The sequence below is a fragment of the Lysinibacillus fusiformis genome (assembly GCF_003049525.1).
GTDB lineage: Bacteria > Bacillota > Bacilli > Bacillales_A > Planococcaceae > Lysinibacillus > Lysinibacillus fusiformis.
Genome location: NZ_PYWL01000009.1, coordinates 73,653 through 88,703, shown reverse-complemented (window position 1 = coordinate 88,703; position 15,051 = coordinate 73,653). Strand labels below are relative to the sequence as shown.

At 37.6% G+C, this 15,051-nt stretch carries 15 protein-coding genes and 1 riboswitch; of the genes, 6 read left to right on the top strand and 9 right to left on the bottom strand.

Going from position 1 to position 15,051, the window contains the following annotated elements:
- Nucleotides 1–72: 72 nt before the first annotated feature.
- The 3 genes from C9J29_RS18145 to C9J29_RS18140 all read left to right on the top strand — a co-directional run bounded on the left by C9J29_RS18145 (nt 73) and on the right by C9J29_RS18140 (nt 2,327).
- On the top strand, nt 73–1,314 hold the full coding sequence (locus C9J29_RS18145) for an aminopeptidase (RefSeq protein ID WP_115648589.1): 1,242 nt from the start codon (nt 73–75) through the stop codon (nt 1,312–1,314).
- A gap of 138 nt (nt 1,315–1,452) precedes the next feature.
- Complete coding sequence (locus tag C9J29_RS24990) at nt 1,453–1,587, top strand: hypothetical protein (protein WP_255250397.1); 135 nt, start codon at nt 1,453–1,455, stop codon at nt 1,585–1,587.
- A 176-nt stretch (nt 1,588–1,763) separates the two neighbouring features.
- Nucleotides 1,764–2,327 (top strand): beta-class carbonic anhydrase, encoded by a 564-nt coding sequence (locus C9J29_RS18140; protein ID WP_008173550.1) that lies wholly within the window; start codon nt 1,764–1,766, stop codon nt 2,325–2,327.
- 71 nt (nt 2,328–2,398) lie between these two features.
- Here the strand turns inward: C9J29_RS18140 and C9J29_RS18135 are convergent, their stop codons facing one another.
- Nucleotides 2,399–2,986, bottom strand: coding sequence for a GNAT family N-acetyltransferase (locus C9J29_RS18135; RefSeq protein ID WP_107922564.1), 588 nt, complete (start codon nt 2,984–2,986; stop codon nt 2,399–2,401).
- Between the two features lie 175 nt (nt 2,987–3,161).
- Nucleotides 3,162–3,971: a polyphosphate kinase 2 family protein gene (locus C9J29_RS18130; RefSeq protein ID WP_008173556.1), complete on the bottom strand. Its 810-nt coding sequence runs from the start codon at nt 3,969–3,971 to the stop codon at nt 3,162–3,164.
- A 200-nt stretch (nt 3,972–4,171) separates the two neighbouring features.
- Here C9J29_RS18130 and C9J29_RS18125 point away from each other — a divergent pair, with 200 nt between their 5' ends.
- The gene (locus tag C9J29_RS18125) at nt 4,172–4,885 is read left to right on the top strand and encodes a tryptophan-rich sensory protein (RefSeq protein ID WP_107922563.1); all 714 of its coding nucleotides are present in this window, start codon (nt 4,172–4,174) and stop codon (nt 4,883–4,885) included.
- 27 nt (nt 4,886–4,912) lie between these two features.
- Here C9J29_RS18125 and map read toward each other — a convergent pair whose 3' ends face one another.
- Both map and thiT read right to left on the bottom strand, forming a co-directional pair.
- The gene (map, locus tag C9J29_RS18120; RefSeq protein ID WP_008173560.1) at nt 4,913–5,668 is read right to left on the bottom strand and encodes a type I methionyl aminopeptidase; all 756 of its coding nucleotides are present in this window, start codon (nt 5,666–5,668) and stop codon (nt 4,913–4,915) included.
- Nucleotides 5,669–5,838: 170 nt separating this feature from the next.
- Nucleotides 5,839–6,399 carry an energy-coupled thiamine transporter ThiT gene (gene thiT / locus C9J29_RS18115; protein ID WP_008173562.1) on the bottom strand — a complete coding sequence of 187 codons (561 nt, stop codon included), beginning with the start codon at nt 6,397–6,399 and terminating at the stop codon, nt 5,839–5,841.
- Nucleotides 6,400–6,533: 134 nt separating this feature from the next.
- Nucleotides 6,534–6,641: riboswitch (TPP riboswitch) on the bottom strand.
- A 126-nt stretch (nt 6,642–6,767) separates the two neighbouring features.
- On the opposite strand from thiT, the gene C9J29_RS18110 reads away from it, so the two are divergent.
- Both C9J29_RS18110 and C9J29_RS24985 read left to right on the top strand, forming a co-directional pair.
- Nucleotides 6,768–7,091, top strand: a complete 324-nt coding sequence (locus C9J29_RS18110; RefSeq protein ID WP_107922562.1) for a magnetosome magnetite crystal formation protein family — start codon at nt 6,768–6,770, stop codon at nt 7,089–7,091.
- Nucleotides 7,092–7,143: 52 nt separating this feature from the next.
- Nucleotides 7,144–7,269 carry a hypothetical protein gene (locus tag C9J29_RS24985; protein ID WP_255250400.1) on the top strand — a complete coding sequence of 42 codons (126 nt, stop codon included), beginning with the start codon at nt 7,144–7,146 and terminating at the stop codon, nt 7,267–7,269.
- Between the two features lie 40 nt (nt 7,270–7,309).
- On the opposite strand, the gene C9J29_RS18105 is transcribed toward C9J29_RS24985, so the two are convergent.
- From C9J29_RS18105 to C9J29_RS18085, 5 genes are all read right to left on the bottom strand, one after another.
- Nucleotides 7,310–10,390, bottom strand: coding sequence for an SbcC/MukB-like Walker B domain-containing protein (locus C9J29_RS18105; protein WP_089986817.1), 3,081 nt, complete (start codon nt 10,388–10,390; stop codon nt 7,310–7,312).
- Entirely contained in the window at nt 10,387–11,544 is a 1,158-nt protein-coding gene (locus tag C9J29_RS18100) for an exonuclease SbcCD subunit D (RefSeq protein WP_090002975.1), read from the bottom strand. Before C9J29_RS18100 ends, C9J29_RS18105 begins: the two co-directional genes overlap by 4 nt.
- A 123-nt stretch (nt 11,545–11,667) precedes the next feature.
- Nucleotides 11,668–12,579, bottom strand: a complete 912-nt coding sequence (locus C9J29_RS18095) for an SGNH/GDSL hydrolase family protein (RefSeq protein ID WP_008173573.1) — start codon at nt 12,577–12,579, stop codon at nt 11,668–11,670.
- Nucleotides 12,580–12,611: 32 nt separating this feature from the next.
- Nucleotides 12,612–13,841: an aminopeptidase gene (locus tag C9J29_RS18090; RefSeq protein ID WP_107922561.1), complete on the bottom strand. Its 1,230-nt coding sequence runs from the start codon at nt 13,839–13,841 to the stop codon at nt 12,612–12,614.
- 1 nt (nt 13,842) lies between these two features.
- The gene (locus tag C9J29_RS18085) at nt 13,843–14,991 is read right to left on the bottom strand and encodes a DEAD/DEAH box helicase (RefSeq protein ID WP_107922560.1); all 1,149 of its coding nucleotides are present in this window, start codon (nt 14,989–14,991) and stop codon (nt 13,843–13,845) included.
- Nucleotides 14,992–15,051: the final 60 nt, after the last annotated feature.

Here is a 15,051-nt window from a genome sequence, read left to right as displayed (position 1 = left end):
TCACATTTCGACCATTTTTGATTATATTGAATTAAGAATATTACACTAAACTGTCTTATTTCGAAAGGGGATATGAATTTGTTATTATCATTTAACACAAAATTACTAAAATATGCCGAATTAGCGGTAAAAGTAGGAGTAAATATCCAAAAAGATCAATATCTTTATATAAGCTGTTCGACCGATAACTTAAAATTAGCTCAAATTATTACTAAAATGGCCTATGAAAATGGTGCAAAACAGGTATTTGTCGATTTGTCTGATGACGAACTTGTTCGTGCTCGCTATGAAGGAGCACCGAAAGACTCATTTGATTTCTTTCCACCGTGGAAAGTTCAAGAGCGCGAATGGCTGGCTGAAAATGGTGCAGCTTTCCTAAGCATTAGTTCACAAAACCCAGATTTACTGAAAGGCATTGAACGTGACAGAATTATGGCGTTCCAAAAAGCTTCTGGCCAAGCATTAGCGAACTATTATCAAATGTTACAATCTGATAAATTTAGTTGGTCAGTTATCGCCGCTCCATCCAAAGCGTGGGCAGCAAAGGTGTTTCCTGATTTACCAGAGGATCAACAAATGGATGCCCTATGGGAAGCTATCTTTGCGGCGACGCGTATTGATCTTGAACATTCAGTGGAGGCTTGGTTAGCTCACGATAAGGAGTTACACGACAAAGCCGATTATTTAAACAGCAAACAGTATAAGTCCCTTCACTATACGGCTCCAGGCACAGATTTAACAATCGAGCTACCTGCACATCACATTTGGACAGGCGGTAGTAGTGCCAACGTACAAGGTCAAACATTTATGGCGAATATGCCTACTGAAGAAATTTTTACTGCACCGTTAAAAACTGGTGTGAATGGGTTCGTATCCAGCACTAAACCGTTAAGCTATGGCGGTAATATTATTGATAATTTCACATTAACGTTTAAAGATGGCCGTATTATTGAAGTAAAAGCTGAGGAAGGTCAAGAAATTTTAGCTTCTCTTATTGAAACAGATGAGGGGGCGCATTATCTTGGTGAAATAGCATTAGTGCCTCATCAATCCCCTATTTCACAATCGAATTTATTATTTTACAATACATTATTTGATGAAAATGCCTCTAATCATTTAGCCATTGGTAGTGCTTATGCATTTTGTATTGAAGGTGGTAAAGAAATGACTTCAGATGAGTTAGCAGCGCATGGAATTAACCAAAGTTTGACACATGTAGACTTTATGATTGGCTCCAATAAAATGAATATTGATGGCATTACCCATGATAATCATAAAGACCCAATATTCCGTGATGGAAATTGGGCATTCTAAATAATCCATTCTTACTAATAGTATTCTAGGCTAGTATGTTATGGATGTCATAAATTATCCTTAGATTTTCCTAGTATCCTATTGTATAATTAGTTTAGGGTAATTAGTAGATCATCTAAGTAGAGAGGAGCTCTAAAAATGTTCATTACAACTGTTCTTGGATTTTCAGCAGTTTTATTAATTTCAACTGGATTCTTCATCCACTACCTACAAGTTGGTTTAGATAGCAAGTCTTCAGTAACTGTAGATCCAAAGCCAAGCGAAAAATTTTAATGTAAAAAACAGCTACTGTAAAGGTAGCTGTTTTTTTATAGATTCAACGTTTTTCATCTGTTAAAGTGTATGAAGTTTGCTTCTTTATTGTAAAAATTGTCTGAATAAAGTCTTTATTGTTTGCATAATTAAAGTTTTGCTCTAAAATATTTTTTGTAAGGAAGGGAGCAATTTTCATGACAATGTTACATGATATTTTAGAGTTTAACAAAGAGTTTGTACAAGAGAAAAAATATGAACCATTCATCACTACAAAATATCCTGATAAACGTATTGTTGTTTTATCTTGTATGGATACTCGTCTTGTAGAGCTTTTACCAAAAGCGATGAATCTCCGTAATGGCGATGTAAAAATTGTGAAAAGTGCCGGTGCTTTAGTAAGCCATCCTTTCGGTGCTGTAATGCGTAGTTTATTAGTTGCTGTTTATGGCCTACAAGCAGATGAAGTTTACGTAGTTGGACATTATGACTGTGGTATGAGCGCAGTTGATCCTGATGCTATGTTAAGTGAAATGGTTAAAAGAGGTATTAACCCAGAAACCATCAAAATGCTGGAGTATTCTGGTTTTGATTTAAAAGAATTTTTACGTGGTTTTGGTGATGTAGCGACAAGTGTTAAGAAAAGTGTCGACACGATTCGAAATCACCCATTAATGGTAAAAGACGTTCCTGTACATGGTTTAATTATTGACCCAAATACAGGTCATCTAGATTTAATTGAAAACGGTAACCATCAATAGTTATTCTAACTTGATTTATAGCAAATCAATAAACAAGTGCCTTTCCATCGAATAGAAAGGCACTTGTTTATTTATTCATCCTCTAAACGGGCATACATATAATGATCGACCCATTGACCATTTATATATAAAAGCTTTCTTAAAAGACCTTCTTGTTGAAAGCCCGCCTTCTCTAAGACACGCATAGAGGGATTATTTTGGGTTGATACATATGCCTCGACACGATGTAGCCCAATTTGATCGAATGCAAACCGGACTACCATGTTCACTGCCTCAGTGACAATTCCCTTACCTACGTAAATTTCATCCATAGCATATCCCACAAATGCACTTGAATAGGGTAATCGTTTTACAGCATATAGTGCAATATGTCCTATTAGATTATTAGTACCATGCTCATAAATACCAAAAGTAAATTCTCGCTTTGAATCCATTAAATATAAACTTTCTTGAATTTTTTTATATTGCGCGTCGATTGTATAGTATTCAGGTCTTTGTAAAGGCTCATATGTTGACCAAAAGTATTTATTGCGGCTTACGAGACCTGTTAAACTTCGTGCATCATTTTCTTGGAATGTGCGGATGTAGCATTTTTCCCCCTTTATTGTTACCACATTCCCACCCTTTTTTCTTAATAAATTCCAAATTTTAAGCACCATTTCTCCACACTAGCCTTCCAATCAATATCGATAAAAATTTATACTACCTTCTCAAGCATCGGAAATTACGGGGGGGTACCCCTAGTTTTACCTTATTGTATGTAAAAAAAGATGCTGCTACAACTAAAACAGCTCATGTCTTCATGTCATAGCACCATCATTCATATTTTATCTTTTACTTCTTTTTCTCATTTAACACGTCCAGGCTAGATGACTCAGCATCCTCTAAATGCGCCTTGTCTAATACATTAGTTAAATGAAGTCCACGTTTCAATGCCTCTCGTTCAATATGTGCAAGCGTTTCTTGTAGCACCTGCACACGCGCATATTTTTTATCGTTTCCAGCTACTAAAACCCACGGAGCATTTTTCTTATCGGTCTTTTCAAACATTTCATTGGCAGCCTCCACATATTGCGGTGACTTTTCTCGATTACGCCAATCTTCGTCTGTCAGCTTCCAAGACTTGTATGGATTTTGTTCTCGTTCCTTAAAACGTTTTAATTGCTCTTCATCTGAAACATGAAGCCAGAACTTAATAATTATGTAGTCTCCCGCAGTTAAAATCTTTTCAAAATTATTAATTTCCTCATAGGCACGAGACCATTCGTCCTTCGTCGCGAATCCTTCAATTCGTTCTACTAATACACGACCATACCATGAACGATCGAAGACAGCGATTTGCCCGTGCTGAGGTAGCTTTCTCCAGAACCGCTGTAAATAGTTATAGCGTAATTCATGTGGCTGTGGAGCTGAAATTGGATGGACGACATAGCCACGTGGATCAACACGTTCAATTAAACGTTTTATCGCTCCTCCTTTACCAGCTGCATCCATACCTTCAAACACTAAAATTAAACCTATTTTATTCTTTAATAAAAATTGTTGGGCATTTAACATTTCATATTGGAGTACTTGTAATTTCTTTTTATACATCTTTTTATCTAGTTCAATAGATAGGTCTAAATTTTTTATGTTTTGCGTCATAAAGCTTCACTCCTTTAATCTGGATATATTCTTATTGTACTAAAGAAATAAATGGATGCCTATTGAGATGGTAAATTGTAGATAGTATTAGCAAAACAACACGATACATTGATGGAAATTTCCGTTATAATAAATTGAGTGACGGTACTATACTTATTTGTCTTTTCCCTATACAATCTAACACGAAGGGAGAGGAAAGCATGCCTCGGTTTTTATTGATGACAATTTCTTATATTGTCTCACTCATCCTAACCTTTTCATCCTTTTTCATGAAACTTAACGGTCAATCTTTTTTAGAAATTTCTAATCGTTTTTCGGTGGTATTTGCACCTGTTGATGTAAGTCATATAATTTGGATTGTCATTTATTTATTAATCGGTTATTGGTTAGTGATGAACATCAAAAAGACATCTATGAAACAGTCTGCGCTCTTTAGTTGCATAAATATTTTACAAGCATTAACGATATATGTATGGCATCATGAATTATTTATTGTTTCTCTCGGCATTACCTTACTCTTAGTCTTGTATTTATTTATGCTGTACAATACGTATCCACTTCATGACAAATCACTGTCGGGTCGTATTCCTTTCGCCATTTATTTTGCATGGATGACATTTATTTTTATCACAAATATTAGCTTTACGTTAACAGCTTATGGTTGGAACGGTTTTGGTCTAAGCACTCCTCTTTGGGCAGTTATTTTACTGACATTAGGTGGAGCCATTGCGCTACATATCCGCTTTCATCACTTTGATATCATGTATCCAAGTGTTTTTATATGGGCTTATATAGGAATCGCTTTACATAATGGTTTTGATGAGCTACTCGTAACAACAGCTGCATTATTTTTATGTGGTGTACTCTTAGTTGGTATTTTATTCATTAAAAAAAATCCTGCCTACCAAAAATAATTTGGTGTGCAGGATTTTTTTGTAATCCTATTCTTCGTCTAATGAAGTAAGGATAATTGGTTTATCTTTTGTAACAATTACTGAATGTTCAATTTGAGCAACAAGAGACTTATCAGGTGTAATGAATGTCCAACCATCACCAGCTTCTACAATATGCTCTGCTTTTGCTGAGATAAATGGCTCAACTGCAAGAACCATGCCTTCTTTCATAATCGTAGAGTCCCATGCATCGTAATAATTTAAAATGTGATTTGGTTCATCATGTAAAGAACGACCTAAACCATGGCCTGTTAAATTCATAATAACTGTTAAGCCATTAGCATTCGCTTCGCGCTCTACAGCTTTACCGATTTGATTTAATTTAGAGCCAGCCTTTACCTTTGTCATAGCACGATCAAAAGCATCTTTGGCAACACGACATAGTTTTTCTTTGTCTTCATAGCCTTCACCAACTACAAATGAAATACCCGTGTCGGCAAAGTAGCCATCTAAAGAGCCTGAAACATCGATATTGACGATATCTCCCTCCTGAATAACACGTTTACCTGGGATACCATGCGCTACTTCCTCGTTGACACTTATACAAGTATATCCTGGGAAGTCATATTCTCCTTTTGGTCCTGAAATGGCACCTGCCTCAGCAAACATTCGACCAGCAATTTCATCTAGTTCAAGTGTTGTGACACCTGGTTTTGTAGCAGCCTTCATCGCTTCACGAATCTCTGCACAAATGCGTCCAATTTTTTTAAAAGCTTCAATTTCTTCTTGCGTTTTTACAATCATGTATAACGTCCCTTTCATCTAATATCTACTCTTTAATATAACATAACTTTTTACGCGTATAACGCTAAACGCTTTAAATATTGTATGCCTGCCTTCTTGGCAAAGTGCTAAGAGCTCTATTCTCTTACGACTACATAAAAAACCCCTTCACCAATATGAAGGGGTTGGCATTATGCTTTACGTTGCATTAGTTGTGGAGCCGCTGTGAATAATAACGCTCCCACAATAGCTGTTAATACTGTTGCGGGCAGCATATAGGTACCATTATAAATAATCGAGTAGATCCACGCATTTTGATCGCCGGCATACTCTGCAAAAAATACCGCGCCAGCAGTAGTGTGCGCTGCATATCTCAAGAAGCCTGCAAATACAGTACCTACAATAATATAAAGCGCCATTTTTGTTTTGTTTAGTTGATTTGCTGCTTCCAGTAAAGGTCTGCGTACAATGGCCGCTAACCCTACAACTGTGAAAGCAACACCGTAATCTAATAAACCTTGAAGCCAGTGTACAATATAAGCTCCAAACATGGTTTGCATAACACCTACAAGCAAGCCTGTTGTTAGGCCAGCTACTAGACCCCAGCGAAATGCAATTAACATAATTGGTACCATAACAAGACTAACAGAGCCACCTTGTGCCCATACTTTAAAGGAGACCTGATCGAGCACGAGGCCAATCGCTGCAAATATTGCAATCTCCACTAGCATTAATAGTCTTTTTTTGTCCATACATATTCTCTCCTTTGTTCCGATGTAGGATACAAGAGCAGGAATAGAAATGCGCTGATTTGATTCGCTCTGACACCTTTTTATTCTTAAGAATGAAAAAACGATGTCAGGACAGAGCCTCACATCGTACAAGTGTCGGTTTCTATCCACATCCCTACGCAAGTGTTAGCTTACAGGTTCAAAGAGTCAAGGCATTACGTGCCCAGTCTCAGCTGACATCATTAGCTCCCCTTGTGGTCGTTACATCTGAATTTAATTTGAACACTTTCATTGTACGCAAAGCACGGAATGATTACAACCTCTTCCATACTTAATTTTTGAAACTTTACTGTTTTCCATGCGTAAATATTAAAAAAGGAGGTACAACTATGGAGAACCAAAAAATATTATCTGCCTTTAGTTATCTCAGTATTTTCTTTGCTCCTTTCATCGTACCATTAATTGTTTACTTCGTTACGAAAGATGCTGACATCAAAAGACATTCTATTCGCGCATTAGTGTCCCATCTAATTCCTTTCGTATTTGGGATCTTATTTTTCATTGTCTTTGTCTTTTCTACATTTAGTTTAGACCCCACTTCAAGTAATAGTACAGTCATAATCATTTGGTTCATTTCGTTCGCCATTTACGGAATTGTCTCGCTCGGAATTGTTATATGGAATATTATTCAAGCCGTTCGAGTTATCCGCTAATGTTTCATTTTTAAAATAAACAGGTAGAAGTAATTAAAAAGGAGCTGTGTTTTTGATGAAAGTATCAAAAGTAGTGAAAACCGCTGTTAAATTAGCGCCTATTGTTATACCAATCGTAAAAAAAGTGATGGCAGCAAAAAAAGGGACAACTTCTACAGTCAGTTCTCGAAAAAAATAAAAGGAGGGCGTATTTCCTTAAACCGGAAATACACCTTCCTTTATTTTATTTCAAAATGTGTTTGACTATGTCCATTCAATGTTTTTTCGACATGTAAAACGGCTGGCATCGCTGATTTTAATTCAGGCACATGAGAGATGACACCAATCATTCGTCCAGAATCTTGTAAATCGATTAATGTGTCTATTGCTTTATTTAATGATTCTTCATCGAGCGAGCCAAAGCCCTCATCAATAAACATGGTTTCAATATGAATATTGCCTTGGAAGCTTTGAATAACATCTGCCATTCCTAGAGCAAGGCTTAATGATGCATTGAACTTTTCACCACCAGATAACGTTTTAACATCTCGTAATTGATCTGTGTAAGCATCATATACATCAAGCCCAAGTCCACTTTGCTTGGCATGCTTTTCAAGCCTGTCTGAACGTCTAAGTTCAAATTGACCGTTAGATAAATGATAAAGACGAATATTGGCTGCCTCTGTAATTTGATCTAAATAATTAATTTGAATATATCGTTCAAAGGACAGTTTTTTCGAATTTTGCCCATTTAATAAGCCATACAGCTCCTTCACTCGACCTGCCTCACTCTCAAGTAAACGAAGCTCTCTCTCTGTTTCTTCTACTTTGTTGATGAAGCTTAGACATGATTTCGCAAATCCATCTATTTGTTGAAGTTGTTTAAAGGCATCCTCATAGGCGATTCTGAGATTTTCCACAGTTGCCTCCATCAGGGCTAAATCTTGCTCCTCTTTCCCTTGTAGATGTTTTTCTCCTTCTGAAATTTGAATTTGTAACGTATGAACATGTAACCTGTAGTCATTGCATGCCTTTCGAAGTTCCTCTAATTGAGTGGCACTTCTTTTCGCAGTTGCATAGTCTTCATAGTACACAAAGCCTGCTTCCTGCATGCTTATTGAAAACTGCTCACGCTTGTCATTCATTTTGAGCTTTAATTCTTCAAAATTCTGTTTGGCGATTTCCACAGCTAGTTTAGCATTACTGGCAGCTTCCTTCGCGGCATGTAAATCATGCTGGCTTTCCTGCCATAATTTTTGTAAATCCATTTTCTGTTTACTAACATCGGTAAGTGTTTGTTTTAATTGCTTTAAGGTTGGCATAGTTGTTGGCATTTGCTTATGCTGTTCTTCTACAATTGCCTGCAGTCTTGTCCAGCCCTTCATCTGCTCAGTTAAATATTCCTCAAGTTTGACTTGTTTATGTTGCAAATGCTCTATTGCTAAACGCTGTTCCTTCTGGTTAATCCTTGTTTGAGCTAACTGTTGATTGATAATCTTTAAGCTAGTAATCTCTTGTTCCATTTTTTCTAAGGAAGCTATTATTTGTGCTTGATCCTGTTGCTTCATCGCGTATGCTTCTATTTGTGTCAGTGCCTCTTGCTGAAGCTGTTGTGCGGATGTTAAAAATGCCTCTTTTTCCAAATACAAACGCTCGTCTGAAGAAGCTTTTCTCCTTAACGTTTCCACCTGAGCAAGCTCAACAATTTCCAATTGCTCATTATGTGTTTGTTGATGAGTCGTACTCCCACAAACCGGACAAGGTTGCCCTTCTTTAAGCTGCTGAGCTAAAATGCTTGCTTGGCTTGTCAGCCAGCGTTGCTCTAATTGTTGAAGCTCCAGTCTACTGTCCTGATAATGAGTTTGAGTAGCGATAACATCTTGTTTCGCTATCTCTACCGTTTTTGTATATTTCTCCACCTTCATGAGCAAAGCTACTTGCTCCCGCAGTTTTGGTAGTTGTTCTAAGTAACCTTCATACGGTTCCAATTGTTTTTCATAGTGCTCAATTGATTGTGAAAGCTCCTCTAATTGCGCGCTTTCTTTATCGATTAGCACTAGGTTATCCGCTGCCCCTTGTTTAGCCGTTTCTACATATTGCTTAGCAATTTGAAGTTGCTGTACATTGCTGTCATAAGCCTCGAACTTAGGAAGCAATGCTTGGAGCTGCATTTCCTGCTGCAAAAGCTGTTGACGTTCTGACTCTTTTGCCTCTTCCGCTTCATATTTTTCTTGAGCTCTTTGTAACAGCTCCTTGGTTTGTAGTTGACTACTGTTAGCTTGCTGATAGGCTTGTTCTTTTAAATTTTGTTCGGCTCGTAAATCCAAACATTGTTGCTCCAGTAGTAGTAAACGCTCCGCTTGTTCTGCTAAGGCTATCTCCCGTTCCTTTGCAAGGAAGTTGTCTTGCTCATTTAATAGCAGTTCTAGTCTTTTTTGACGTTTGAACTGCTCCTCAAATTGTTCATTAAGCGTTTTAGCTAAACGGTAAAACTCCTGTTCTTTTTGATGATGATTATAGGCTTCCTCATACTGGCGCTGTTCATCTTCAAAACATTTTCTATAATAGGTAAGCTCCTCTTCCAGTGCTTGCTTTAGCTGAAACATATTTTCCGTATTATCAGCAATTTGTGTGAACAAAGGAGAGGAACGATGTGGAAGTGCACCAACAATTTGACCAAGTAGATGTTCTTTTAATTGCTTGGCACGTTCAAGATCACTTTCTGCCTCTTTTCGTTTCGCATCAAGCAGTTTTGTCATAACACCAAAGCGATCTGTTTTGAAGATTTTTCGTAATATGACCTCTTTGTTTGTAGAATCCGACGTTAATAATTTGCGGAATTCACCTTGAGGTAGCATCACAATTTGGCTAAATTGATCCTTTGTCAGACCAATAATATCCTGAATCTTTTTATCGACTTCAAGTGTTTGCTGCTTTTCAACAATGTTATAATCGAGCTTTCCCTCTTTTACTTCCGCTAACTCCACCTTTTTACCAGTAGCTGTTTTATTTTTTTCCTTTATATGTCCAGGCTGACGTAAAATCTGATAGACCCTTCCATGCATTTCAAAAATAAGTTCTACTGCTGTATATACATCATCATCAGCAAAGCCACTTCGCAGTAAAGCCGTATCCTGACGATCCTCACCACTGCCTGACCCATAAAGTGCATAACAAATCGCATCAAAAATCGTCGTTTTCCCTGCACCGGTTTTGCCAGAGATAGCGAACAAACGATGTTCCCCTAACTGTTCAAAATCAATTATTTCCGTATTTTTATAAGGACCGAATGCCGTAATCGTTAACTTTAATGGCTTCATTTTACTATTTCTCGCTCCTTATCTAATAATTCCTGTAGCATTTCCGTAAACAGACGCTCGGTATCTTCATCTGGTTGTATCCCAATTATATCTGTAAAGAAAGAGCGGAATAGATCGATATCTTCAAGCTTTTCTGCTTCTACTACTTGAAGCTCGCTTGGTTTCTCTTGTCGTAAAATCTTACGTTCAACATGCATGGCATGTGGAAAAACGGTACGAATACGTTCCATTGGCGAAGACACGGACGTAGCATCCGTCAATCGAACAAATACATAATCATCACTTGGTGGAAGCATTAATAAATCCTCCAACTGTCCTTCCACAACACGTAAATCTCGTCTTGGCATGAACTTTCTTTTAGTTACAGTACTATTTCCTTGCTCATCTAGATCGACGATTAAAAAGCCTTTTTCATGTAGATGCTCAGACAATGAGTATTTTAATGGTGAACCAGCATAGCGAATTGTTTCATTTAAGACAAAATGTGCCTTATGTAAATGTCCGAGTGCTGTATAATGAAATGGTTTAAATAAAGCAGCATTCACGCAATCTGAACCCCCAATAGAAAGCGGACGCTCTGAGTCACTAGTATTAGCTTCTTCCTCACCGTATTTGGTCACAAAGGCATGTCCAACAAATATATTGCGTTTATTTGTATCCATACCTGCTGTTATATGTTCAATAATTTTCTGCATCGCATCATGGTGAGAACGAATGGCCTCCTCTTCAAAAATACTGCGAATAGTGGTAGGCTCTGCAAATGGTACAAGATGAAAATGCACCTCTCCATGTGAATCATTGATAATAATGGGTGCATGATCTTTCGTAAACTGCCCCTTAATATATAAACCACTATCACGCATCAAACGACTACCAAAGTTTAATCTGCCTGCACTGTCATGATTCCCTGCAACAGCTAAAACAGGAATCTTCTTCTCTAAAACTATTTTTGCTAATATATCATTTAGTAAATTCACTGCCTCAATAGGCGGCATGGAACGATCGTATAGATCACCTGCTATAATAATTACATCTGGCTTTTCTTCATCGATAGCTTGTATAAATTGTTGTAAGATATATTGTTGATCCTCTGTCATATAGACGCCTTGAACGAGCTTTCCTAAATGCCAATCTGCTGTATGAAATATTTTCATTCCTGTACCTCCTGTCCTTTTACTATTTTATCATGGCTTGTAATGGATTGTTTTTTCCTTTGTTTGGGGAATTTAGTACACGCAAAAAAAAGCATCCTCTAAGATGCCTTTACTCAACATTATTTATCTCTTTTCCAACTTCCCCATAAAAGCTGTATAGCCGTGAAATCCCTGAATGGAACGTACGTTTTGAACAGACTGGGAGGATGTCACCTTTTGTTGTTTAGGCTGTGTGGAAGCTCGCTCTTTTAAAATTTCCTCAAATGACAGAGGATTCGGTTGCGGTAATTGTGATGAAGCAATATTTAAGGCATCACTACCACTATATGCCTTTAAAAATGCATTGGCCATTTCGCGATAACCTTCCATATTTGGATGAACATCTGCATAGTTTGGTAAGTAGTTAGTAGCATTTAATCCAAAGCTGTCATACACATTTACATAAACAGCTCCGGCTAGCTCTGCCTGTTGCTGTAAAATCGTATTTAATTTCACAAGCTGTGCATTTGTTCCTTCTTTTTGAGTGAGATGAACACCTGGATAGGCAAAATAATAACCTATAACATATACCTGAGCCTTTGGCGCAAGCTCTCCCAATTCATTTAAGATAGCTTCCATATTTTTTCTCACTATATTTAAGGCGTAATCTGCTTGAAGTTGAGAAAAAGTTAATGTTCCAGCCGTTGGATTTAGCCGGACAAGGCTTAATAAATCATTGGCACCTGCCGAAACAGTAACTAAAGTGGCATTGGCTAATAAATCTCTTGCTTCCTCAGTTTTAATTCTTTCTAATACATTAGCTGTTGTAAAACCTGGAAAAGCTAGTTCCTTTGTATAGAATTTTAATTGATCCATTGCCTGTAATCTCATAGCAATTAAATCACTATATCCAACATCAATTTGTTGAAAAGGGGTTTGACCAGCAGCTAGGGAATCCCCAATTGCTACATAGCTTTCGGTTTGAGCAAAAGCAGATGGGCCCCAGCATGTCATTAATAAAATAATCATCCCGATTAAACTACCTAAATGCTTCATCTGCTCTCCCCCATTCTCGATTGGAACTAAAGTTAGAAAGCCCAGCTACCTTTACGGAATATCGGCTCTACTGTTCCATCTGGTAAAATACCATCAATGTCCATTTCACCATTACCAATCATAAAGTCTTCATGTGTGACAGAAATATTTGCACCTAATGCTTCTAGTTGACCGTTTTCTAAGTCTCTACCGCCCTCTAAGCAAGTCGGGTATGCTTCTCCAATTGCTAAATGGTTTGAAGCATTTTCATCGAATAATGTATTAAAGTATAAAATCTCTGATGCTGAAATGGGTGATTCATGCGGAACAAGTGCTACTTCACCTAAATAACTAGAACCTTCATCTACTTGAATAAGCTCTTGTAATAAATCTTGACCTACTTCAGCTTCCGCCTTGATAATTTTTCCTTCTTTAAATGTTAATTTAAAGCCATCAATGATATTGCCTTGATATACTAAAGGCTTTGAATTACTAACATAACCTTCTACACCTTGCTTCATTGGAAGTGTATACACTTCTTCTGTTGGCATATTAGCAATAAAAACATTGCCTTCAGGCGTTTTACTGCCACCAGTTAGCCATTTATGCTGTGGAGCTAAAGCAATTGTTAAATCTGTTCCTGGTGCAGTATAGTGTAGCTTCGCATACTTTTTATTATTTAATAGTTCTGCACGAGATTCTAAATTCGTTACATGCTGATGCCAATTGTTAACTGCATTTCCTTCTCCGATATGAACTGTTTTAAAGATAGCGTCCCATAAAGCAGGCACTTGCTCATCTGCTGTCAATTGAGGGAATACCTTTGCCGCCCACTTTGACGAAGGAACTGCAATAATTGACCACGCAATTAAATCCTTCATAACCGCATTTCGATAGTTTTTCAATGCCGCTCCTGATACCTTTTGATGAGTAGCTAATCGATCAGCCGAAATTCCTGTTAATTTATCAGGATCTGCGGCTTCAATCCATAGTAATGCCCCTTTACGTTCAATGAGTTCATCACGCATCCGTACGACCCATTCAGGGAAACGGTTAAATTCTTCATCAGAGGCATGTTCAAAATAGGCACGATCCATTTCATCATCTGAAAAATTAACATGGACACGTCCAGCGCCAGCCTTATACGCCTCTTTAACGACCAAACGAGCAAAATCTAAAGCATCAACTGATGTGTTGACTAACAAATATTGACCTGGTTGAATGTTTACTCCAACTTTTACTGCAAGTTCTGCGTATGCCTGTAATTTTTCTTCAAATGCCATATTATTTCCCTCGCTTTTGTCCAATCGTTTTAGAATTACCTTCCATTAGCTTACCATCATGCCATATTTTCTGCACTGGCTTACCAGGAACTTCTCTTGTCCATTTTTTATAGGCTTTTTCGTCTTGATAAGATAGTAATGTTAATACTTCACCATCTGCACCTGCACGACCTGTACGACCCGAACGGTGTAAATACTGCTCAATTGTTCGTGGAACGTCAACATGAATAACATGTGTTAAACCGGCAATATCTAAACCACGTGCAGCAATATCTGTCGCGATTAAAATACGTGCGTCCCCTTTGCGGAAAGCATCTAAAGCCTTTTTACGTTCTTCCTTTTTCATGTCAGAATGAAGTGTAACGATTGGTGCAGAGCGATACTGTAGCTTCGTTTCTTTCATTAATAATTGATCAATATTATTGACGAAAGCTAATGCTCTCAGACCTTCTGTATGCGATAAACGGCGAAGGAACTCTGTTTTATCACGTTCTTCCACCTTCACAAACGAGTGGATTACTTTGCCAACCTTTAGCATATCCTCTGGCTTAATTTTAAAACGAACTGGCTCAAACATCATGCGACTTGCCACTAATTCAATTTCCTCTGTAATAGTAGCTGAAACAACTACAACTTGTCGTCCGAAGGCAGAACCTTCAATAAAGGATTTAATGACAACACGGTATTCACGACTTAGTAATTGATCACATTCATCTAAAATAACTGTTTCAATTTCCTTAAGCTTTAATTTACCTGCACGTGCTAATTCATTTAAACGACCAGGTGTTCCAACAACAATCGTTGGCTTTTTCTTTAATTTTTCAATTTGACGAGCGGAATTGGCCCCACCAATAAGCTGCTGAACCGTAATATCCATACCTGCCGTCCACTCACGGATAACTTCTACAATTTGCATGGCTAGCTCTTGTGATGGAGCTACGATCAGACCTTGTGTTTGCTTTTTCGCCCCGTTTACTTTATTCAGCAATGGTAAAACATACGCCAACGTTTTACCAGAACCAGTAGGTGATTCTGCTACGATATCTTTTCCTTCAAGCATCGCTGGTATCATTTCCTCTTGAATTTTCATAGTTGCTTCAAAGTTCCATTTTGCTTGTAATTCTTCTTTTAATAAATTGATTACTGACATGTTATTTCCCACCTTCTATCTGCTTGACACTAGTTTAACACACTCGGTAGCTTCCTACTT